The following is a 23,339-nucleotide window of genomic DNA, read 5'->3' on the forward strand; positions in this document are numbered from 1 at the left end:
CTTTCATCCACCTTTCGCTAGTTTCTCTACTGCTGCATTTATCATGAAGTCTCTCACCGCATTCGTTGGAATGATTCTTTCATTCATATCTACAGACCATATTTTACGTGCTAAAAGATGACGGAAAAGTGCCAAAGACGTTCCTAGCTCTAATCCCAGTTGTTCGTCACAGAATGAACAAGCTCTGGAAACAGCCTCACCGGAATTCAGACGGGTTGAAAGCATTCGCTGTAAATTATTGATAACGAATCCTCCTAATTCAGAGACGTCATCGTTGTGATACTCTTTATGAATCCATTCAATATTCCTAATTAGAACATCCGGCAAGTCTTGATCGGTAATAATTCCCCAGTCAACATGCCGTTCTTCCCAGTAAACACGCTCTATTTCAAATTTTGCGATTGTTCGCTCATTTTCTAATTCCGAAAATGGCTTAAGCGTTCTTGCGTAGTGCTTATCCTTATATGTAATAAGAAAATCAGTTGTCATTACAATGTCCACGCCTGTCTTCGGATCAGCAGGGTGCTTTACGCCTATTTTTTCTGCTATCAACTCAGTTTCTTCCAACGGAAGAAGAGGGAACTGCTCACGAATATCCGACACATTATCTGAATAATCCAATAGATAGCAATAATCACGTTCTATATCTGAAAGAAGCTCATGCCTTCTGCCCGTTGTCCAGCCCATACCACGAGTGGCTCTGCCATCCGAGGGAACATCCTGAATCCGAAGCCATGGAAGATAATCTTTGCCTGTTCCTTGACCTCTTCCTTCTCTAATAAAGCGATCTATCTTTGCTTCTGTGATCTCCCGTTTCCGTTTGGCCATTACGAACCACCCCCAAAATGAAATTCAAAAAAAATGAGGCTACCCGAAGGCAGCCTCAAATAGAGTCATGTTGTTTATTCTGGATGTCGATTCTGTAGACAGTAGTAGAGCTCCTAGTAGCAGTATGGCCAATTCCGTCAGTCTAATACTTTATTTTCCCAGTCTACAACTTTATTTTCTCAGTCTAATACTTTATTTTCCTAGTCTAATACTTTATTTTTCAGTCTAACACTTTATTTTCTTTTAACACTTGATCCACTCCAACACTAACTCCCTACTCCACCGTAACACTCTTAGCCAAATTCCGCGGTTTATCCACGTCATGCTCAAGAGCTAACGAAGCATAATAAGAAATCAGTTGTAGCGGAATAACTGAAAGTGCTGGTGACAAGATCGGAAGTGTCTTCGGAATCGCGAATAGCTCGTCGACAGATTTCGCAACTTCTTCCTCTGCACCTTGATTCGCAATGCCTATAACGTGAGCGCCGCGCGCTTTTACTTCTTTAATGTTGCTAAGTGTTTTCTCGTACAGCTCTTCTTGCGTAACAAGAGCGATAACCGGAATACCTTCCTCTATGAGAGCCAAGGTACCGTGCTTGAGCTCACCAGCTGCATAAGCCTCGGAGTGAATATACGAGATCTCTTTCAGCTTCAGCGAGCCTTCTTGCGCTACAGCATAGTCAACGCCGCGGCCGATGAAGAATAGGTGCTTGTGATGCGAGAACGACTCTGCAACTTGTTTAAGCACATACGCTTGCTCAAGGATGCGCTCAACCTGAGTTGGAAGCTGATGCATAGCCTCAAGAACTTCTGCGATGTAAGAAGCTTCTTTGGTCTCAAGCGTACCTGCCATGTGTAGACCAAGCAGATAAAAAGCAATCAATTGCGAGCTGTATGCTTTTGTCGAAGCAACCGCAATTTCAAGACCCGCCCATGTAATAAGCACATGATCCGCTTCGCGGGCAACCGAGCTGCCTACTACGTTAGTAATCGCAAGCACACGAGCGCCGTTGCGCTGTGCTTCACGCAAAGCTGCAAGTGTATCCGCTGTTTCGCCAGATTGGCTTACAACGATAACGAGCGTATCCGGAGTAATGATCGGCGAGCGGTAACGGTACTCGGATGCCACGTCCGTCTCAACCGGAATGCGCGCAAGCGACTCAATGACCGTTTTGCCGACAAGACCTGCGTGATATGCCGTTCCACATGCTACGATGTGTACTTTGCGGATTGATTTAATATATTCAGCTGTCATACCCAGCTCTTTTAAGTCGACAGATTTACCGTCTTCCGAAATGCGGCTCATCATAGTATCACGGTAAGCTTTTGGCTGTTCGTGAATTTCTTTCAGCATGAAGTGATCAAATCCAGCTTTCTCTGCCGTTACTAGATCCCAATCGACATGAAATATTTCCTTGGAAATAGTTTCGCCTTCAGTCGTCATTACTTCGACAGCATCGCGTGTCAGGATTGCCATTTCGCCGTCGTTCAAAATATAAACGTTGCGCGTATGCTCCAAAATAGCCGGAATATCCGAGCCAATGAAGTTTTCGCCTTCGCCTACACCGATAACAAGCGGGCTTGCATAACGAACCGCAACCAGGCGATCCGGTTCAAACTCAGTCAACACACCAAGCGCGAACGCTCCACGCATACGTTTAACCGCACGCTGCACAGCTTCCACGATGTTGCCGTTATATTCATCAGCAATCAAATGGGAAATGACTTCGGTATCTGTCTCCGATACAAAAACATGCCCTTTTGTCACTAATTCTTCCTTAAGATTCAAGTAGTTCTCAATAATCCCGTTGTGAACAACCGAAAATTTAGCCGTGTTGTCCGTATGCGGATGCGAGTTCACATCGGATGGCTTACCATGAGTAGCCCAGCGTGTATGACCAATGCCAATAGAACCTTCGAGCGGTACTTCACGCAGCAAGCCTTCAAGATTCGCGAGACGTCCTTTGGACTTTGTAATTTCGAGCCCGTTTTTCGTGAAGACAGCGATACCAGCGGAATCATAACCCCGGTACTCCAGCTTCTTCAATCCTTCGAGCAAAATGTCCTGCGAGTCGCGTTTACCAATATATCCTACAATTCCACACATAATTTAATAGGCCTCCGATAGGTTATTTTCCCGTCCTTATCGGATGCCGCCAATGCGTGGCACAGGCACTATGAAGTTGTCACAAAATAATCCGAATGATTGCGGAAAATGTAACCCCTCTGCCCATGCCCACCCTGCTGGTGGCATCTTGGACATACGGGAGTAATATTATAATCGAAGCCTGCCGCACGATTGTATGACCGGTCGCCCGGCCGTTTTACGTAACGGCTTTCGGTTGGCTTGTAATACCGGAAGGTCCCCGCCGAATGTTTCGAACACCTTCACCTCGTCAGCTTCCCGTATGAACACCCGCTTCAAGCTAATCTATCTTAGCTCTACCACAGATCATTCATCACGCAAGCTCTGGCGCTTATCTTGCTTAAATAACCTCTATCCTCGCTTTCCTTCTTGAATCACACTACCTATCATATTCATTTTCCAGCTGCTGTGCAACCTTTCACGGAAAATATACTCGTCCATTTTCCAAAATAATGCTAAAAAAGCCCGCCGGCTACAAGAACCGACAGGCCTTCGACACCATTATTCTCTATGATTAACCTAGTTCACTTTTAACGACATTTGCAATTTGATCAACGTAAGCCTCGACCTGTTCCTTCTCTGGTCCTTCCGCCATAACGCGAATCAAAGATTCCGTACCCGATGGACGAACAAGCACGCGGCCGTTGTCGCCAAGTTCTAGCTCTACACGTTTCACCGCTTCTTCTATCGCTGCATTGCCTTGGTACAAGCTCTTGTCCGCTACGCGTACGTTAACAAGCTTTTGCGGGTATTTCCGCATAAGGCCTTTAAGCTCGCTTAGCTTCTTGCCGGAGGCTGCAATCGTATCAACGAGCTGAAGGGCAGTGAGAATACCGTCGCCAGTCGTAATATGGTCAAGGAAAATAACATGGCCGGATTGCTCGCCGCCTAGATTGAAGCCGCCGCGACGCATTTCTTCCATGACGTAACGATCGCCAACTGCCGTTTGTGCTGTCTTCAAGCCAATGCGCTCTGCTCCCTTGAAGAAGCCGATATTGGCCATAACCGTCGTTACAATGGTATCCTCTTTCAGCTTGCCTTCACGCTTCATCGCATCGCCAATAATACAAAGAATAAAGTCGCCGTCTACCTCTTCGCCATTTTCATCAATAGCAATCAAACGGTCAGCGTCCCCGTCAAAAGAAAGCCCAAGGTCTGCGCCATGCGCCAGTACCTGCTCACGCAAATATTCTGGATGCGTCGAACCAACGCCAGCATTAATATTCAAACCATCCGGCTCAGCGCCTACCGTTATAATGTCCGCTCCAAGCTCGCGGAATACCGAAGGAGCCAGCTCATAAGCGGAACCATTCGCGCAGTCCAGCACGATTTTCAAGCCTTTGAATTCGCCTTTAATCGTTGTTTTCAAATAATCCAAATAGCGCTGCTTAGCGCCTTTATCGCTTGATACCGCTCCGATATCTCCGCCCTCAGGCCGCGGTAATTCATCTGTAAGAGCATCAATTAATTGTTCGATTTCGAGTTCGGTATCATCCGACAATTTAAAGCCGTCGCCAGCAAAAAACTTAATGCCGTTATCCTCTACAGGATTGTGTGATGCGGAAATCATAACCCCAGCGTCAGCGTTCAGCTCACGCGTAATATAAGCAACTGCCGGTGTGGATACGACGCCAAGACGCACAACGCTTGCACCAATCGACAATAGACCCGCAATTAGTGCAGATTCCAGCATTGGGCCAGAAATCCGTGTATCAAGGCCAATAACCACCTTCGGCTTTTGAGCCTTGTGTGTTAGAACATAGCCGCCGCAGCGGCCGATTTTGTATGCTAGCTCAGGTGTAAGCTCACGATTGGCTACGCCGCGAACACCGTCTGTACCGAAATATTTCCCCATGTTTAAAAAGCTCCTTTGTAATATATTGCTTTCGTTGTTATATACTTATTCCGCTCTGATGATTATGGATTCGTAGTTGAACCGCCTGCTGCGTTTCCGCCACCATTGCCAGTCTCCTCACTGGTGTCTGGAGGCGGTGTCGTAGCAGGGGGAGGAGACTCCTCTGTCGGAGTGCCTCCGACCTCCTCGGAGTTGTCTCCGCCTGATCCTGATCCTGGTACAGAGTTGTCGGTAATTTCTATCGTCACCGTTAAAGTTTGACCTTCAGCCAGTACGGTCTGAATATACGCTGGCACATCAACCTGAAGCGTTACGACATGCGTGCCTACACCTAGACCTTCTACATTGGCAATGATGCTAATATCCGATGCCTTTAGCGTAGACAACACCGGATCTGCTCCGCTGACGGTTAAATCAAACTTACCGTTTGCCGGCGTCCGTATAACAGCCGACAGCCCGTTTGCGATACCTTCTATAGCTACATCAAGTCCTGTAAGTGTTCTATTCTTAACGGGAGCTACTACGACATTGAGCTCCACCTCTGCTGGATCAATTGCCTTTATTCCATCAATCAATTCCGTCTTCACGCGAATGGTTCCTGTTTGCTTCACCTTCGAGAGATCAAGCACGACTCCATCATAAACCTGCAGCTCGTCTAACTGCTTCTGCTCGCCGTATACGGTCACCTTGTCAATTGCCGGCTTCACCGATACTAAGCTCAGTCCCTCAGGCAGAGTGCCCGTATAGCGCACCTGTAGAGGCAGTACCTTCAGCGGAGGCGTTACCTTGACCTCGACATGCAGCGTTTCTGGTGAAACAATCGCATTTGTCATTTCGATACCGTCTACATCGTATACGATTACTTTTGCTTTTTTGTTAACAACCGTTTTATCTGCACCCTCAATATTGATCTCCGTCGTAACAGCACCGATTCTGCTCATATCATCCTTAGGCAGCGTAACCTGTACACCTGTTGTCGGTGCTACAATCGTCGATGCTCCAACAATATAACCGTCTGCCGGCTTGCCTTCCACAATGACTTGCGGCTCAAAAGGCTTCGTTACAATTTCTTCGATCTGAACCGTAACGGTGCGCGGCGACATCTCCACAAGCGTAATCCCTTTCGGCAGTTTTACCGTCAAAGGCAACTCCTGTATGCCGGGCTTTACGCCCTTCAAGTCCACTTGAACCTTATAATCATCTTTCGAAGAAGCATTGAACAAAACAGTTAACCTGCCCTGCACATCTAGCCGCACGACGGTAGGTTCCATCGCCGTAAGCACGTACTTATCTGTATCTAGGCCATCTGCCGTAATAACCGATGCTTCTATCGTTTTGGTATCAATATTTGATGTCGCCGTCTGCGGTGAGGTGTCCGGATCAATATGTACGATAGCCCAGAGCAGCAATCCGACTATGACGGATATTACTTTGAGAGAGGTGGGGTGACTTAGCCATTTATCCATCACTGCCTCCTTTCCGCTTCCAAAGAGACGATATGGTTACACGTTCCTTCGTACGACCTGTCGTCTTCGGAGTCAGCTCATCAAAGAGCTTCGAAATCAGCGATTCCTCGTTAATATCTCGTACGATCATGCCTCCTAGAGACAATGACACTTGCCCCGTTTCTTCCGAGACGGTTACGGACACTGCATCCGTTACTTCACTTACTCCAATCGCGGCACGGTGGCGAGTTCCAAGCTCCTTGCTTATAAAAGGATTTTCCGATAGAGGCAAGTAGCAGCCCGCCGCCATAATCTGATTAGCGCGTATAATGACAGCTCCATCATGCAGCGGTGTATTCGGTGTAAAAATGTTAATCAGCAGCTCCGATGTAATTTTCGATTCCATACGGATGCCCGATTCAATCAATTCACTGAGGCCTGTGCTCCGCTCAAATACGATTAACGCCCCGATTTTTCGTTCTGCCATAAAACGGACAGCTTTAATTACGCCGTCAATTTGTTCGTTGACGACATCCCGATCAAGTGAAAATGACCGCGCGAACAGCTTTCCACGACCAAGCTGCTCAAGCACGCGTCTCAGCTCAGGCTGAAAAATAATCAGCACGCTCACAATTCCGAAGGTGAACATCTGGTTCATTAACCATTTCAACGTATACAAATTGAACCATGTACTCAGCCCCCATACAGCGACGAGTACGACGATCCCTTTTAAAAGTTGAACTGCCCTTGTTCCGCGCACAAGCAAAATCATTTTATAAATAATATAACTAACTATACCAACGTCTATAATATCCTTTAAATAGTCATGCCATGTTAAATCTGAGAAATAACTCATATGCCAACCCCCAACAGCCGATCCCCTTATTATTGTCTAATTATCGGTTTTCAACTTTATTATTTTCTATATATGGGATTGGAAATCCTTTTTTTCAAAAAAAATTAAAAAACGCCCCCCTGCAACAGGGAGGCAGCTTGCTTTAGCGAGCGTTACCGCCAAAAGTTTGCGTTACTTTGTACCAGAACCAATCGAGCGCTTGGTCAATCGTTCTGCTCTGACCCGCGATATGGCCGGTTGAAGCTAAGTTCAAGGTTCCGTCAATGACAGTTACGTTGCCGTCCACCTCGCCCTTAACATCGGCTATTCCATTTTCTACGGTCAAATTTCCCGTTAAATGAGCACCCTCTGGCACAATAACTGTATTTCCTTCTATGATGACCTGCTGAAGATCCTCGCCTGCAACAATCAGCTTGGTATCCTCTTCCCACATCGTGAAGAAGCTGCCTAACATAACGAGTACAAAAACAGCAGCTGCTGTTACTCCGGGGTACCGATAAATAAAACGTACGATGCGGTTTCTCTGCTTGCTCTGTTTCTTCGGCAGTTGCTGCATAATTCGTTCATTTAAAAGCTCGGATGCCTTCTTGTCATAATCCGCGGCAGGCTTAATCGCTTCTAAAGTCTGGAACACCGCGGCGTCCGTCTTCTGGAGCTGTTCAAACCGGCTGCGACAAGCGGGACAGGAAAGCAAATGAGATTTTAACGTAACGATATCTTCACGCGGCAGCTCGCCGTCCAAATAATCATGCATCCATACGATAGCGACGTTGCAATTCATAGCAGCCAGTCCTTTCTTTCAGTTGCTCGCGCATTAAGTTCTTATCTCGCTATTAGGATACGTTACTAGCAAGAAGGATGTTTCACTTTTTTTCGTAATCGCGTAAGTAATCCTTTGCAGGTAAGGAATTAGCTTGAATTTCTCCCAAAAAGAAGCCTATGTCTGCGCTAGACATGGCTTTCCTTTGGAGGATTGTATCATTATTTGTAATTATAACTTATGCTCAAGCTTCTTCCGAAGAAATTCCCTGCCGCGGTGAACCCGCGTTTTGATCGTCGTGACAGGCATGTCCAGCACATCGCCTATTTCCTGCAACGACAGGTCCTGCATATATCTAAGCGTCATCACGCTCTTATATTTCGGTGGCAGTGAAGCAATAGCCGCATGTATAATGCGCTGTGTGTCCGAGAGAAGCAGCTCTGATTCTGGCGTCCGATTATCACTCGGTATCATGGAGTAGCCATCCAGTCCCTCATGATCCGATGACTCTGCATCCAGCGAATAGGTCGGTTTGCGTTTGCGCAGTCGATCAATACATAAGTTCGTAGCAATTCTATATATCCAAGTTGAAAATTTTAACGTTTCATCATATCTATCCAGGTTTTTGTAAACGCGAAGGAACGTGTCCTGTACAACATCCTCCGCTTCCTGGCGGCTGTTTAACATTCGATAAGCCATATGAAAGAGCTTGTCTTGATAGAGGTCTACAAGCTCAGCAAAAGCCTGCTGATCGCCTTTAAGCGATAACTTCGCCAGGCGTGCTTCCAATACAATCACCTAAACTCCTCCAAACCTTCCATTCGATCGACTGATCGCCTTGCTCTATTTTATAAATATATAATGTCCGCATCCATACACCCTAGAAAAATCGTAATGCACATGGGCTGAAAAAGCAAGACAATTGAGAAAGATACTTCCAATATGAGCATCGACCCTAATTAGCCGTAATGTTCATAGTCATGAGCAGCAATGTACGTACATCAGGTTCAGGTTTCATTGCCGTTTGCTCCAAAAAATACTAACCGTTCTAATAATTATATAGGTTTGATGTTCAGTCAGCAATCGACCTGAGGCTAGTTGTTTTTTCGACTTTCGGCTAGGAACGCTAAAATAAAGCAAAAAAAGGTCTAGGAAACGTAATGTTCCCAGACCTTAGTTGTTCATGCACTTTGTATTTATTAAAGTGTATTTGTTTTCAATTGCTCGAGCACCTTCGTAATCGTCGTTGTAGGAATCGCAAAACCAATGCCTTGCGCCTCAGCGTTCACAGCCGTGTTTATACCGATAACCTCTCCCTTCTCGTTGAGAAGCGGTCCTCCAGAGTTCCCTGGATTAATAGAGGCATCCGTTTGCAGCAAATGCTCGTAATTATGGTTCCCTTGCTCATCTGCAATCGTAATTGGACGCTCTTTCGCGCTTAACACACCCATAGTCAATGTTTGATCGAAGCCATATGGATTGCCGATCGCCATCACCCAGTCACCGATTCGCGTTTGGTCAGAGCTTCCCAGTTTAAGTGACGGGAATGCTTTGCCATTAGGCTCCTCCACCTTAAGCACAGCCAAGTCTAGATCGTAACTCGAACCAAGCACCTTTGCTGTTAGAGGCTCGTCATAACCTTGAACCGTTACTTTAACCTCCTTCGCGTCAGCAATTACATGCTCGTTAGTCAGAATATAACCGTCCGATTCGAAGAAAAAGCCTGTGCCCGAGCCTACCAGCTCAAGATTTGAACTGCCTGGCTGCTGTTCTTGCGATTCTTGCTGCTGTCCGTTGCTACCCGACCCGCCATTTCCAAAAAACTGTTGAAAGCGTGGATCGTCGAACATGGAGTTCGAACGTGCTGGCTCCCCATAATTTTCGATCTTCACAACTGCGGGGCTCGCAGCTTTATAGACGGAAGCGATATCTTCACTTGAGCTTAGCGATGCTGTAGACAAGCCAGCATCCTGCTGTCCTGAATTGCTAACAACGCTGGAGCCCGAGTTTTGAACGGTTTGTTCCCCTCCGCTGAACAGATTGTTTTTATCTGCCATGTAGGAGAAACCGCCAATGACGAGAGCGCCGATCAAGAACGATGCAAGCAGCGTTTTTGCCGAGTTGCCGCCCGCACGCTTTGAACGTTTTTTACCGCCTGGTGCTGACCCTGACCCGCTTCCGCTCCCATCTTGTCCCAGCCCAAGCTCCCTCTCATACGAAGCTCTTAGCTCATTTGTTGATTTGTTGGATTCATAAATATAAGTAGTGACAGGAGTCCGGTTCGTTTCATTCGATGTATGGTTCGACGTGTAAGTATCCCCGCTCGTTTCTGAGCGTTTGTTTTCCTCGTTCATCTCTATCATCCTCTCAATAGTAGGTGTCTGTTTCCTATGTACCTATCATGCAGGATGTACCTTAAACAAAACTTAAGTGGACTATAAAAGAACATAAGAAAAATAGAGTTCTGTTTGTAGTTTGTTTTTATGGCTTCTCACAACAATGCCTTCCAGCTGCTTTCAACGAAAAAAAGCCAACCACAGTAAATACCATGGTTGGCTTTGTAGCTATTCTATATTCGCCTAAGCGATTAGTTTGAGCAGTTAGCCCGTATTCCGAAGGCCTGCGGCAATGCCGTTGATCGTCAGAAGCACTTCGCGAAGCAGTTCTGGATCATCTTCCTCGTTATCACGCAGTGCACGAAGCTCAGTTAGCAACTGCACTTGCATGTAGCTAAGCGGATCGACGTACGGATTGCGCAGACGAATGGACTCTTGGATAACAGGAACATTATCCAAAATTTCCGTTTGGCCTGTGATGCTAAGAATAAGCTCAGATGTAAGCTTATATTCTTCTTCGATTTGCTCAAAAATACGATCACGGATCGTTTTGTCCTTAATCATATCTGCATATTCCTTCGCAATGAGCAAATCTGCTTTAGCAAGTGCCATTTGAAGATTGTCAATTAGCGAGCGGAAGAACGGGAACTTCTCGTACATCGTACGAAGCGTGTTCAGCTTTTCCTCGTCGTCGCCAGTATATTGCTTCATTGCAGTACCAGCGGCGTACCATGCCGGCAACAAGTAGCGGCTTTGCGTCCATGCGAACACCCAAGGAATGGCGCGCAAATCCTCAAAACGATCACTGTTTTTCCGTTTGGATGGACGTGAACCGATGTTCAGCTCGCCAACCTCAGGTAGTGGTGTCGACTCCTTGAAGTACGTCAAGAAATCTGGATCGCGGAAAATAAGATCCTGATACTTCTCGAGTGCCGTCTCGGAAATCGAACGTGCAATTTCTTCCCACTCTGCTTCTGCTTGCGGTGCTTGCTCTGGGTATTTCGCCAGACGAGCAGCCGTAATCAGCGCCCAAGTTGCTTGCTCCAAGCTGCGGTATGCAATACCTTGCATCGAATAACGCGAGGATAGAACCTCACCTTGCTCGGTAATTTTGATGCCGCCGCCAACCGTATGTGGCGGTTGTGCAAGGATACTGCGGTTAAGCGGCATTCCGCCGCGGCCAAGCGCTCCGCCACGGCCGTGGAAGAACTTCAGCTTAACGTCGTACTCTTTGCCGGCAGCTGTAATTTCATTAAGCGCTACGCGCAGCTCCCAGTTCGCTGTAACGACTCCGCCGTCTTTGTTGCTATCGGAATAACCAAGCATAATTTCATGCAGGTTGCCTCGAGCTTCTACCGCTTGACGGTAGATCGGCATTTCGAATAGCTGCTTCATAATAGCTGGTGCTGCATGCAGGTCATCAATCGTTTCAAATAGCGGCACCGATTGCAGTGTACAACGAATCGTGCCGTCTGCTTCCTTGCGGAACAGGCCAACTTCCTTCGCAAACACCATAACCTCAAGCATGTCGCTTGCCGCTTCCGTCATACTAATCAGATAACTTGAAATACAATTGACGCCAAACTCTTGCTGCGCCCGATAAATCGTATGGTATACGTTCAAGCATTCACGCGTGGACTCCGTATAATCTAGATGCCCCGAAGTAAGCGGGCGCGGATCATTTAGGAGACGGTGAAGCAGGTCTGTTTTTTCTTCTTCAGGAAGTGCCGCATAATCTGCTGCTACATTCATTTTCGCCAAAATTTCAGCCATCGCATTTTCATGCTCTTGGCTATGCTGACGAACATCAAGTGCCATAAGGTGGAAACCAAACAGCTCCACTTGACGTACTAACTTAGCAAGTGCTGTATCTGCTACATAATCAGCGTAGTGATGACGCAAGCTGCGATCGATAACGAGCAAGTCCTCGCGAAGCTCTTCCGGGTGGTTGTAGCGCATTTGCGAACCCTTAAGCGATTCATCGCGTGTATTAGCCAGCTTCTCTAGCATAAAGCCAAGCTTAATACGGTATGGCTCCTTCGTATTTCTCCAAAGTTCGACGCACTTAAGCTCAACATGCTCGCGATCCGATCGAATCGAATCGATAAGCTCAGCCGATACCTCGACAAGGTTTGTGCTGAAGCTGAGAAGGTCCATAAGCTCGCCTAGTTTTTCTTCGTACTTGCGAATAGCCAGCTGACGGTGCAGCGTTAGCGTTTCCCAAGTGACCTGAGCTTTCACGGATGGGTTGCCATCGCGATCGCCGCCGATCCAAGAGCCAAATCGCAAGTAATCCGGCACATGCCAGTTCTCATCTGGATAGTATTTGCTTAGGCAGCGTTCAAGCTCTTCATAAACATTAGGAAGCACTTCGAACAATGTCTCATCAAAATAGTACAAGCCGTTACGAACTTCATCGATAACGGTTGGTTTGCGGTCACGAAGCTCGTCTGTTTGCCACAAAATAAGAACCTCGTTCATGAGCTTCTCACGCAGCTTCTCGCGCTCGCGATAAGTTAGTGTTGGGTTATCCAACTCCATCACATCTACAGCAATCCGTTTATGAATATCAAGCACCGCGCGGCGAGTTGCCTCGGTCGGGTGTGCAGTCATTACTAGTTCCAGCGAAATATTGCTCAAAATATCTCTAACTTCCTCGATTGCAATGTCGCGTTCCTTCAGATCTTGAACCGCGCTCTCAATGGAGCCGCGTTGGACCGCTTCGCCAGCAGAAACCTCGTAATCACGTTTCCGTCTAATCCGATGATTTTGCTCTGCAATGTTGACAAGCTGAAAATAAATGGCAAACGCTCTAATCACTTGATGACGTATTTCCGGGTTAAGCGATGATACATTTTCTTTAAATTGATCAAATAATTCCGGTACAAATTCAGCGCGAAGAGATTTACTTTGTTCACGAATCCGTTCTACGATTTCAAGCAGCTCGCGGCCGCCTTGATGAACAAGAACTTCACCGAGAATGTTGCCTAGAAACCGGACATCGCGTCGCAGCAAATTGTTAGCCTGCTGCCGATTTGTGGTCAAAGTAGATGCAGATTGATCCGACATACTGTTCCTCCTAAATTTTTGCGAAGCAACGATCGCTCCGTAAGCATTTACTTGTTTTCCGAAGCAGCAATCGCTTCGAAAGCTTGCTTGTACAACATGAACGTTTTTTTGACTTCTACCATCATACTACAAAAACCTACAGGGTTGAAGCCCTGAAGCCAATCCTAACAAAAACAGATTCACGCAAGCAGAGTATATAACCCGCTCCTTTTTGCTTCTTATGTTTCCGGTAAATAATAACTGCGAAAGACAACCCGCTTCAGTTAAGTTAACGATGCTTATTAACTTAGCAAAAAGGCTGGTTTAATCCCATAAATTAACCCTCTTATGAAAAAGACCGCAGCACCCCTCACTGAAGGGCGCTGCGGTCTTGCTCAAGTCGAATTATGCCATTAATTGAATTAATTTCGCTAACATTTTCGCTGCTTCCTCACGGGTAGCCAAATCCTTCGGTGCAAAATAGCTGCCTGCCTTGTTTGCATAGATCTTGCCATTAATGATTCCCGCCTGCTGCACTGCAGCTGCTGCTTCCTTCGCAAAGGCTCCAATAGATGATGCATCTTCAAACGCTATAGCATTTGTCTGCACAGGCAAATCAAAGTTCATGACATCAACGAACCTTGCAATCATAGCCACCATTTGCTCACGGCTAATATTGGCTTTAGGATTGAAGCTGCCATCTCCAGCACCTCCGACAATTCCTTTTTCAGCCGCCCATGCTACCGCCCCTGCAAAATAATCGGATGACTTCACGTCCTTAAAGCTAGATGGCGTATAACCGTCCAGTTGAGCGCCAGCAATTCTTGCAAGGATGAGTGTGAAATCAGCCCGTGACATGTTGGCCTTTGGAGCAAACCTTTGATTGCCCAAGCCGCCGATTATATCTCGGGAAGATAAGTAAAGGATAGAATCCTTCGCAAAGCTTGATGCCGTGTCCAAAAATGCCACATGATTGTAGCCAACTCCGTAAGTAGAGAAATGGCTGACCGTAAACTGCAATTGACCTGTCGACTTATCGTACACGCTGTTAGGTACAATGATAAGCTTGCCGTCATTTGCAATATAGTAGATGACTACTGCTTGGCTGTCTTCGTTTGCTTGAAACGAATAAGGAATGCTAACCCTTGCTTTACCGCCCTTCAAATCGGTAATCGCTGTTTTTCCGCCGATCACATCAAACGCATACACAGGATGGCTGCCGATCGTTTCTTTGATCGCACTAGACAGCTTAGAAACATCCACTTTGTTGACCGCTATGGAAAGCTCGCCATTTCCTGAGGCTGCCGCCAATGTTCCAATAGCCTTAGCATCAAAGGATACGATTCCGAGTCCTGCATTAACATCCAGCGACTTCAATCCCTTAGCTGCAAGCTTAGCGATAGCTTTTTCCTCAAACTTGATAACCGTTGACTTGGTGTCTGTGTTAGCCGCTATTTTAAACTCAATGGATGCCGGCTTGCCGTTTGATGCTTTATCTAATGCAGCTATTGCTGAATCCAATTGATTTACCGTTACCGTTGCAGTGGTCTTACCGCTGTTATCCGTTTCAGCTTTAAGCGTGCTTACTGCTTTTACGGTCTCCCCATTTACGATCGTCACTCCAGCATCTTCAGGTTTTGTAGAAGGTGCAGGCGTCGGCGATGGATTCGGTGTTGGCGATGGAGTTCCGATGTCACCTGAAGTAACCGTGACACTCGTCTCAGCGAGACCATATCCGTCAGCACTCGCTGCTGAAATGACCGCTGTTCCCGCTTTTAACGCTGTGACATTTCCATTTGAATCTACAGTTGCTACAGCTGTATTAGAAGAAGTCCATATTGCAGCAGCAGAGCTTCCGCCTACAGGCTCGACGGTTGCAACCAGCTTAGATGCATCTCCAACTTTTAAGGAAAGGGAAGCTTTATCCATCGTTACTTTCGTTACATTCAGCTGATATACGCCTACCTTGCCGCCTACTTCGTAAGCAACCAAGAGTAGAGGCATTCCAGTTGGGCTAATGTTAGCCGGAATAAACTCCAAACCTTCTGGGCCAGTATCTGTATCTAAGTTGTCCTTGCCTTGACTATCTTTGAACACGCGAGTATTTGTATAATTAGCGAATGTTGCATGCGCAGGATCTGTTACATCATAGGTCATGAAACCACCGATGCGCTCAAGACCAACGAATGCCAAAACCTTATTGCCAACCTTCCCCGTTTTAATATCTTCCGGTTCTGGTCCCTTCTTGCCGCTTCGATCGTCAATAGCTGTCTTACTGTTGCTTGTGTTAAAGAATGCTGGCAAGCGACTGCCCGTTATCGTTTCAAAATCGTTGCCGCTGTCATAGACCTGCTCCATCGAGTTCGCATTCCAGATAGAGAAAGAACGTCCGCCATACATGTAAATGCCGTCATTGCCCATATCGCTTGCGACTTCAATACCATCATAAGCAGTCTTGCCATTTAGGAAAATCGCTGCCGCTGAAGTCGGATCAAGCTTTCCTTTTAATGCACCTATCGTGCTGCCGTTTGTACGGTTCGGCCATTCCGTTACATCGCCTTCATTAGCTGTAAAAAGGTAAGTCTGACCGTTAATCGTATGAGATGCGATACCGTCAGGCATGTACATCCCTTTAAACGGTACATTTTCCAGCTTAATCGCACCGTCTTTTAGAACGTCGAGAGAATTGCGCGGATCATTATAATCCTTTAATCCAAGTGCCTTTACAGCCGTCACTTTGTTCGTTTCGATATCAATAATCGCAATTGCATTATTCTCTTGCAATGACACATAGGCTGTCTTGTTATCATCCGAAAGAGTGATATACTCAGGCTCCAGATCATACACAGCGTCTGCTTTTGTTCCGCTCGATTTAATTTTTCCATCTGCCGGATCCACTTTTCCGCGAATATGAACACCATCCTCGATAACGGACGGATCATCGAAGAGTACATTGGTAACTTTGTTGCTTACTGTGTTGACGATCGTTACGCTTCCTTTAGGATCATCTGCACCATTGCGCGGCTCCGCCTCATCCGCAGTAAGGATATACTTTCCATCAGTTGTTGACTTAATCATATCCGGTTGTACACCAGCAGAGTAGGCTGTTATTAAATTACCATCATAATCAAGTACGATGATTTTACCTGGTTTGAGTGGATCCGCCTCTTGTACCGCTACAGAAACACGCTTAGTTGTCGTATTAATATCTACACTAGTTAAATCACCGTATACAAAACCTTCAACCTCGGCCATCGGCTTAACAAGTATCGTTTTTTCTTTACTTAGCGTTCCGTTCCCGCTTCCCATGCTGACAATATCTAAGCTTGGCGGATCACCGGAGCCGTTAACCAAATAAAATTTGCCATTGTCTTTGTTGAATTTCACGATCTCGGCAACGCCGCCTTCTTTATTGAATTGGCCTACTGAATATTCTCCGATTTTTGAAATATTGAGCGTATCTTTAAATTCAGCGGACGCTGGCTTTATAATCATATCTGCAGCTGCGCTTGCTACAGCCAATCTAACTTCGCTGCCAAAAACTCCAATCGTTCCAGTAGCTTGTGCATTGTCCCCAACTTCAACCTTCGGAAACGCTCCATTCACATAAAGCAGCATATCGTTATCAAGCTTAATCGTATTAGCCGTTTTGTCCACGGCAGTTACATTGCCTGTAGTTGTCACTCTCCTGCCGTACATATCAGCTGTTACTGAACTAAGCTTATCTACGTTAAGCATAGACTTATCGAACGTATCTTCCGCCACTATGCTAAAAATTTTATTGTTCAGCCTTGTTACCTGTAAGTTGCCTTTTACCCGCACTTCGCCGTCATGAAGACCAGCCGTCCCAGAAACGCGTACCTCTGCACCTACCGGGATGGTTGGGTCCATGCCTTCAACAGCAATTGCGCCCGTGAACGATTGTACATAACGCACTGCGTTTGCTTGGCTGTTATCCGATTTAACGGACGGAGTTGTAACTAAACCTTCAACCGTTACCGCTTTGTCTGTTGTATTCTTCTGGAGTGAGCCGATAAGCTTCACAAAATCAGGAATGACATCAACGGTTCCTTCTGTTTTCCCACCTCGCGTAGGCGATGGATCCACTACTGCAAAATCAGCAGCATTGTTGTTGGAATCTTGGAAGTTGATACGGCGCACGCCTTTAACAGCCGCTGGCAGTGAAGCTCCATTCCCTACAGATGTGCCTTCATGCAGTTTAGTTTGAACCGCACCGAAGCCTACCACATCAACAACTGCCGAAGTAGAGTACACTCCTTGAAATAATTCCACTGAGCCATCCACATCAGACATGCCGATAGATTGCTCTTTCGTGCTTGCATATGCATCAGCCAGGTAAGGATCTCCGTAATTTTTATCGCTCGTATTGCCCCAAGTTGCTTCAAGGCGAACGAGGTAATAATCATGAGGAGCAATAACCGCACCTTCTTCAAAATCATAGCCTTGTATCGTTGTAGCACCTTTATTGCTGTATCTTAAATGATATCCTGCAAGCGATATTGGCGAAGCAGTCGGATTGTAGAGTTCTACAAAATCATACAGGTATGGAGATGCTGCTGGAGGAGTATCTTTATTAATTTTCCCGCCGCCGCCATATACTTCATTAATTAGAACATGAGTTGCTGGCGCTATACTGGATTGAATAGTAAACGCAAACGACTTAACTATGCTAACTGGCGTACCTGCCGTGCTGTCAGTCGCTGTAATAGTCACATTAGTATTTGATACCGCCTTGGTCGGTGTCCCCGTTAAAGCACCATTTGACGCAAGGCTAAGTCCTTCTGGCAAGCCTGTTGCAGTAAAGGTATATGGCGTATTTCCTCCAGTAGCTTGTATAACCACAGAGTATGGAGATCCAACAAAGCCATCAGCAAGAGACGCTGTAGTAATGGCTAGCGGCTGAACAACACCCGGCCCCCATGCGCCGTCAGCACCGCTGCGAGGTATTGCTGCTAGTAATGCATCGCCTGTAGCTAACTCATAATCGACTTGTTTGAAATCCGCTTTATTATTGTCTGTATCTAAGAAGTTGCTGCGGCGAATGGACTTTTTCTTCGATGTGCCTTCTGCTGAGCCCGTAGGGAATGCAGTCTCATATCCGTCGATATTGCTATCCTTATCATTGCTTCCTGTACCTACCATATCTACATAGCCGTCTGGCTTAGTGTCAAAAGGATTAGGATCAGTCAGTAAAGTTTGATTGCTCATGAGAGCAACCTTCATCCCTTTATTGTTAATGAAACGCTCCCAAGTAAGGTCGCCTTTTGCAGAGAGATCTACCTTAGGTTTTGCAGCACGTGTAGAAGCTCCTGTTATTAGAAAAGAAGAATGTGCTTTAATCGTCCCGGTCAAATTAAGCTTTTCCCAAGCCTTAGTAGCACCTGTCGTCGCACTAGAGCCCCGATCCGCATATTGCAGCGACCAACCAGCAAGATTGACATCACTATCCGTCGGATTATAAAGCTCAATAAATCCATGAGATAACAGTATTTCAGTATCCTCATCCAATCCACCGCCATATACTTGATTAATGACAATGTGTGGGGTGGCTACATTATAGGCGCTGTCTACTGCGTAAGGCGTCCCTGATAGCGGTGATCCGGCAGCCATGACTGGCCCGCCTGCCAGCACCATGCTGGCCGTAATTTCCGTAGCTAATAATAATGATATTAACCTTTTACTATAGATCTTCAAGTTTCACTCACTCCCATATCTATTATGTTAACTAGAATTGTAGAGAGTTTTTATTTCATAATGATTAATGTTCCATGAAGCTTTTGTAAAGCGCTTGGTTTTTGGTGGGGTGTTTGGTTATTGGCAAAGCGCTTGGTTTTTGGTGGGGTGTTTGGTTATTGGCAAAGCGCATGGTTCTAGATAAAACGTTTGGTTCTTGGCATAACGCACGGTTCTAGATAAAACGTTTGATAAAACGCTTTGTAACTACTTGATTAAACACTTGGTAAACCATTCCAAACCTCGTCAAAGCACATGTTTAACTTTTTTAGTGTATGGGCAAACAAAACAGCCCGCTGAGAGCTTCCAGATGGGATGTTTTGATTGATATGTTTATTTATCTTTACACATATAATATTTTCGACACTCAACATTGGAATCTACTGTTACGTTTTTCATATTTAACCTCTAACCCTAACGGAGATGAAATCCGCTATTTCAAGAATTCAAGCTCATTACGTGGATCTAACGGACATAGGATGCGTTAATAGCTTGAAAAGTAGCCAAATTAAGCTTCCTGAAACTAAATAAGAGATCCTATGTCCGTAGTTCTACAAAAGGACCGAATTTCAGCAAATAAGGTATCTCATGTCCGTTAATTCAACACAAGGTTGGAATCGTCGCTTATAAGGCATCTGGTTTCTGTATTGATGCGTTTATTTATGTTTACATAAATAATACTTTTGGCTCAACATTGGAGTTTGCTCTTATGCTGTTCATGTTCAGTCCTAACGGACATGAAATACGCTATTTCGATATTTTAAGCTCGTTACGTGGACCTAACGGACATAGGATACGTTATTTGCTTAAAAAGCAGCCAAATTAAGTATCCTGAGGCTAAATAAGAGATCCTATGTCCGTTAGATCTGTAAAAGCACGGAATTTCGTCAAATAAGGTATCTCATGTCCGTTAATTCTACACAATGCTGGAAGCACCACTTATAAGACATCTAGTTTCTGTTTGATACGCTTATTTATGTTTACAAAAATAATATTTTCGGATCAAAATTGGAGTCTGCTCTTATGCTGTTCATGTTTAACCTTTAACCCTAACGGACATGAAATCCGCTATTTCGATATTTTAAGCTCGTTACGTGGATCTAACGGACATAGAATGCGTTAATTGCTCTAAAAGTAGCCAAATTAAGCATCCTTAAACTAAATAAGAGATCCTATGTCCGTTAGTTTTATAAAAGGACCGAATTTCGGCAAATAAGGTATCTCATGTCCGTTGCAGCTCTTACTTGGAAGTTTTAAGAGAAGAGAACCCTCGCTTTTAGCTTTGAATACGTGCGCCTGCACCAATCCACCAAACCCCCACTTTAAACCTTCAACTTCCGCATTAGGTGCTTAGAAATATATGACACCTTTTAATATATGATAGTTAACTCACTCTATTTTCCATTTCCACTCAGCAGCCAAGTCTATTAAGTAACTGTAAAGGTATTCTATGATTTCTCGAGCTTCTACATCAATAATATAATTTATTGCACTTTGTTGATTTAGCACATTATTCTTAAGCGTTTTATATAAATTACTTTGCTGCATAAATAACGCTTCTAAGCCTATCCGTTAGACGTTTTTAATCATAACTTGATATTTCAAGAATAGGTTTAAATGTTTTTATCTTCACTGTCATTGAAACTTAGATTAATATATTTCGTAGAAATATTTGTAAATAAAGAAAGAATGAGGTCATTACGAATGAAAAAAACATTCCTATATGCCCCGATCATTCTTGTGGCTCTGTTTTTTCTTAGCATGAATGAAGCCGGAGACGAGCTACATTGGAAAAACATTGTAGAGAAGATTTTAGTTTTGGGCACTGCATTTGGGGTCTTATATTTAATTAATTGGCTGACCAAAAAATAAGCAATATGTTTATTAGAATTTAAACGTGGTCACAATCGAATCGATATATCGAAGAGTAGCTATATTTCTCCAATTCATCTAATGCCAATAAAGGAGAATGATTTAATGAGGCGCAGAACTCGTAATAATAAGGTAGATACTTTCTTTTACAGCTTGGAAGTATTTTTTGAAGTATGGATATACCTCCCTCGGCTAATTTTCCGACTATACAAATGGATATTTGATTAGCCTATGTACACTTGTTTAGTACAGGGAGTCTCTAAGACGCTTCCGACTAGAATGGAATTAATGTTAGGTAAGACCACGCAAGGCGGTACTAAGCGATATGTCTTTCATGGTTAGAAGGTGTGAATTATTATCCGCCCTCCCCTCTATGGGCTAGAGAAGGTTTCTAAGCAAGCGAGAGCTCCTAAAATCCATCTGCTTGATCTAAGGCGTATAATGGCAGTGCTGCCGCGTGGGAGTGGTGAAAATCTGAAGTTAACATAGGAAAACCTCTGTCACACCAAAATCGGAACAGCGGAAAATACATCAATGCACGAATTAAAGATGATTAGTCGTGGGTCAGTTGATCGGTTTTAATCACTTAACTCAATAGTTAAAAATTCGCCCCAGAATATGCCCCAAGATAAGGAAAGGTTTCTTTTTTATTAAATCAACAAAAACAAAAAAAGCCTTGCTGCGCAAGGCTTTCGGGTTTAAATAGTTGGAGCGGGTGATGGGAATCGAACCCACGCTATTAGCTTGGAAGGCTAAAGTTCTACCATTGAACTACACCCGCAAAGAAAAAGATTATGGTCGGGACGACACGATTTGAACATGCGACCCCCTGGTCCCAAACCAGGTGCTCTACCAAGCTGAGCTACGTCCCGAAGTGTAAATGAATTGCGTCTAATGTTGGGAAAATGGCGCGGCCTAAGAGATTCGAACTCCTGGCCTTTTGATTCGTAGTCAAACGCTCTATCCAGCTGAGCTAAGGCCGCACAATTTATGGAGCGGAAGACGGGAATCGAACCCGCGACCCTCGCCTTGGCAAGGCGATGCTCTACCGCTGAGCCACTTCCGCATGTATTTCTGTCGGCCGTTCGTTTCGTTTATCATCGCGGCGACAAGTAATAATATATCACCCCTGAAAACAAAAAGCAACTGTTTTTTAAAAAAAGTTTTAAATTATTTTAAATCCTTTAAAAAACAATGTTCTAATATGGCTGCAAAACCTTATATGGCGCGGAAATATGTGCTTTTAGACTTCATAAATCCAATCATAAAAATCAGCTTAAATGACGTTATATCTTATTACCCGGTTTACTCCTTCCGATTGTTTAGCTCTAATGGATTACATTTTATAAATAACAAATATAAACGGTTCACTTCCCACCCACTCGCTTCTAAGCTCAATATACTACACATGGCTTATCTAAAAGAACAAAAAACCGCATTTCCAAAGGAAACGCGGTTTACGGCATTCATATTAGTTACTATGCTCCAGCAGCAGCCAATGGTCTCTCTGACTGTGCACGGTTAATCAATGCCACTTTATCAGCAGCAGGCTGGCCGGCTAGTGCATATGGCAAGCAAAGAGGAACGCCTGTACGCGGATCAGGCACGATATCTGCCTCAATGTTAAACACTTCGCGCATAATATCCGGTGTCATAACTTCTGCAGGCGTACCTTCGCCTACAACGACACCCGTTTTAATTGCGATCATATGATGAGCGTAACGTGTCGCGTGATTCAAATCATGAACGACCATGACTACTGTGCGATTATTAGCTGCGTTCAGCTTTTGAAGCAAGTGAAGTACCTCAAGCTGATGTGCCATATCCAGGAAAGTTGTAGGCTCGTCAAGGAATAAAATATCCGTTTCCTGTGCAAGAGACATTGCAATCCATGCACGTTGACGTTGTCCGCCCGATAGATGATCAACCGGACGATCGGCAAAATCAGTCATACCTGTCGCTTCGATTGCCCACTGCACGATACTGCGGTCATCCTTAGTCATCGATCCGAAGCCCTTCTGGTATGGAAAACGACCATAAGAGACAAGCTCGGCTACTGTGAGTCCGTCCGGAGCGGTTGGATTTTGCGGCAAAATTGCCAATTGCTTCGCTACTTCCTTCGTCGATTGCTTGTGAATGGACTTCCCGTCCAGAAGTACACTGCCCTTCGAGGGATTCATAATACGGGCCATTGTTTTCAAAATCGTTGATTTACCAGAGCCGTTAGCTCCTACTAGCGCCGTGATTTTCCCTTGAGGTATAGCAATGTTTAAATTCTCAACGATTAGACGGTCATCATAAGCAATATCAAGACTAGAGGTCGTTAAACGAATCATTGAACATGCACGCTCCTTCCGCTGCCTGAGGCAGACACCTTATCATTTTATATTTATATTTCAATAAGTAACGAATATTGATAACGATTATCATTTATTTTCT

Annotated in this window: 13 protein-coding genes and 4 tRNA genes; 1 reads left to right on the top strand and 16 read right to left on the bottom strand. The window is 45.0% G+C overall.

The window, feature by feature from the left end; genetic code table 11:
- Positions 1 to 3: 3 nt before the first annotated feature.
- The 11 genes from AC0VYE_RS30965 to AC0VYE_RS31015 form a co-directional block, all read right to left on the bottom strand.
- Positions 4 to 828, bottom strand: a complete 825-nt coding sequence (locus tag AC0VYE_RS30965) for a TnsA endonuclease N-terminal domain-containing protein (protein ID WP_475444641.1) — start codon at positions 826 to 828, stop codon at positions 4 to 6.
- Between the two features lie 274 nt (positions 829 to 1,102).
- Positions 1,103 to 2,935: a glutamine--fructose-6-phosphate transaminase (isomerizing) gene (glmS, locus tag AC0VYE_RS30970; RefSeq protein WP_076271679.1), complete on the bottom strand. Its 1,833-nt coding sequence runs from the start codon at positions 2,933 to 2,935 to the stop codon at positions 1,103 to 1,105.
- Between the two features lie 553 nt (positions 2,936 to 3,488).
- On the bottom strand, positions 3,489 to 4,829 hold the full coding sequence (glmM, locus tag AC0VYE_RS30975) for a phosphoglucosamine mutase (RefSeq protein ID WP_076271680.1): 1,341 nt from the start codon (positions 4,827 to 4,829) through the stop codon (positions 3,489 to 3,491).
- Between the two features lie 62 nt (positions 4,830 to 4,891).
- The gene (locus AC0VYE_RS30980; protein WP_076271681.1) at positions 4,892 to 6,295 is read right to left on the bottom strand and encodes a CdaR family protein; all 1,404 of its coding nucleotides are present in this window, start codon (positions 6,293 to 6,295) and stop codon (positions 4,892 to 4,894) included.
- Positions 6,288 to 7,130, bottom strand: coding sequence for a diadenylate cyclase CdaA (gene cdaA / locus AC0VYE_RS30985; RefSeq protein ID WP_076271682.1), 843 nt, complete (start codon positions 7,128 to 7,130; stop codon positions 6,288 to 6,290). The genes AC0VYE_RS30980 and cdaA overlap by 8 nt, the downstream gene beginning before the upstream one ends.
- Before the next feature lie 142 nt (positions 7,131 to 7,272).
- Positions 7,273 to 7,911 (bottom strand): zf-HC2 domain-containing protein, encoded by a 639-nt coding sequence (locus AC0VYE_RS30990; RefSeq protein ID WP_076271683.1) that lies wholly within the window; start codon positions 7,909 to 7,911, stop codon positions 7,273 to 7,275.
- Positions 7,912 to 8,121: 210 nt separating this feature from the next.
- Entirely contained in the window at positions 8,122 to 8,688 is a 567-nt protein-coding gene (sigW, locus tag AC0VYE_RS30995; RefSeq protein ID WP_054025284.1) for an RNA polymerase sigma factor SigW, read from the bottom strand.
- 401 nt (positions 8,689 to 9,089) lie between these two features.
- Complete coding sequence (locus AC0VYE_RS31000) at positions 9,090 to 10,244, bottom strand: S1C family serine protease (protein ID WP_475444646.1); 1,155 nt, start codon at positions 10,242 to 10,244, stop codon at positions 9,090 to 9,092.
- 246 nt (positions 10,245 to 10,490) lie between these two features.
- A complete protein-coding gene (gene ppc, locus AC0VYE_RS31005) occupies positions 10,491 to 13,295 on the bottom strand; it encodes a phosphoenolpyruvate carboxylase (protein ID WP_475444648.1) in 2,805 nt (934 codons plus the stop codon).
- A gap of 384 nt (positions 13,296 to 13,679) precedes the next feature.
- Positions 13,680 to 18,989 (bottom strand): choice-of-anchor I family protein, encoded by a 5,310-nt coding sequence (locus AC0VYE_RS31010; protein WP_475444650.1) that lies wholly within the window; start codon positions 18,987 to 18,989, stop codon positions 13,680 to 13,682.
- Positions 18,990 to 20,417: 1,428 nt separating this feature from the next.
- Positions 20,418 to 20,576, bottom strand: coding sequence for a hypothetical protein (locus AC0VYE_RS31015; RefSeq protein WP_475444652.1), 159 nt, complete (start codon positions 20,574 to 20,576; stop codon positions 20,418 to 20,420).
- A gap of 156 nt (positions 20,577 to 20,732) precedes the next feature.
- Between AC0VYE_RS31015 and AC0VYE_RS31020 the strand changes: the two genes are divergently transcribed.
- Complete coding sequence (locus AC0VYE_RS31020) at positions 20,733 to 20,900, top strand: hypothetical protein (RefSeq protein ID WP_179089962.1); 168 nt, start codon at positions 20,733 to 20,735, stop codon at positions 20,898 to 20,900.
- A gap of 707 nt (positions 20,901 to 21,607) precedes the next feature.
- On the opposite strand, the gene AC0VYE_RS31025 is transcribed toward AC0VYE_RS31020, so the two are convergent.
- The 5 genes from AC0VYE_RS31025 to AC0VYE_RS31045 form a co-directional block, all read right to left on the bottom strand.
- Positions 21,608 to 21,681 (bottom strand) — tRNA-Gly (locus tag AC0VYE_RS31025).
- Positions 21,682 to 21,695: 14 nt separating this feature from the next.
- Positions 21,696 to 21,772, bottom strand: a tRNA-Pro gene (locus AC0VYE_RS31030).
- Between the two features lie 34 nt (positions 21,773 to 21,806).
- A tRNA-Arg gene (locus AC0VYE_RS31035) sits at positions 21,807 to 21,883 on the bottom strand.
- An 8-nt stretch (positions 21,884 to 21,891) separates the two neighbouring features.
- A tRNA-Gly gene (locus AC0VYE_RS31040) sits at positions 21,892 to 21,966 on the bottom strand.
- A gap of 412 nt (positions 21,967 to 22,378) precedes the next feature.
- On the bottom strand, positions 22,379 to 23,236 hold the full coding sequence (locus AC0VYE_RS31045) for an ABC transporter ATP-binding protein (RefSeq protein WP_076271911.1): 858 nt from the start codon (positions 23,234 to 23,236) through the stop codon (positions 22,379 to 22,381).
- Between the last annotated feature and the right edge of the window lie 103 nt (positions 23,237 to 23,339).

The organism is Pristimantibacillus sp. Z349TD_6 (assembly GCF_056173205.1).

Coding starts and splice junctions, on each gene's coding strand:
- AC0VYE_RS30965 (WP_475444641.1), bottom strand. CDS start 828: ATGGCCAAACGGAAACGGGAGATCACAGAAGCAAAGATAGATCGCTTT.
- glmS (WP_076271679.1), bottom strand. CDS start 2,935: ATGTGTGGAATTGTAGGATATATTGGTAAACGCGACTCGCAGGACATT.
- glmM (WP_076271680.1), bottom strand. CDS start 4,829: ATGGGGAAATATTTCGGTACAGACGGTGTTCGCGGCGTAGCCAATCGT.
- AC0VYE_RS30980 (WP_076271681.1), bottom strand. CDS start 6,295: ATGGATAAATGGCTAAGTCACCCCACCTCTCTCAAAGTAATATCCGTC.
- cdaA (WP_076271682.1), bottom strand. CDS start 7,130: ATGAGTTATTTCTCAGATTTAACATGGCATGACTATTTAAAGGATATT.
- AC0VYE_RS30990 (WP_076271683.1), bottom strand. CDS start 7,911: ATGAATTGCAACGTCGCTATCGTATGGATGCATGATTATTTGGACGGC.
- AC0VYE_RS31000 (WP_475444646.1), bottom strand. CDS start 10,244: ATGAACGAGGAAAACAAACGCTCAGAAACGAGCGGGGATACTTACACG.
- ppc (WP_475444648.1), bottom strand. CDS start 13,295: ATGTCGGATCAATCTGCATCTACTTTGACCACAAATCGGCAGCAGGCT.
- AC0VYE_RS31015 (WP_475444652.1), bottom strand. CDS start 20,576: ATGCAGCAAAGTAATTTATATAAAACGCTTAAGAATAATGTGCTAAAT.
- AC0VYE_RS31020 (WP_179089962.1), top strand. CDS start 20,733: ATGAAAAAAACATTCCTATATGCCCCGATCATTCTTGTGGCTCTGTTT.
- AC0VYE_RS31045 (WP_076271911.1), bottom strand. CDS start 23,236: ATGATTCGTTTAACGACCTCTAGTCTTGATATTGCTTATGATGACCGT.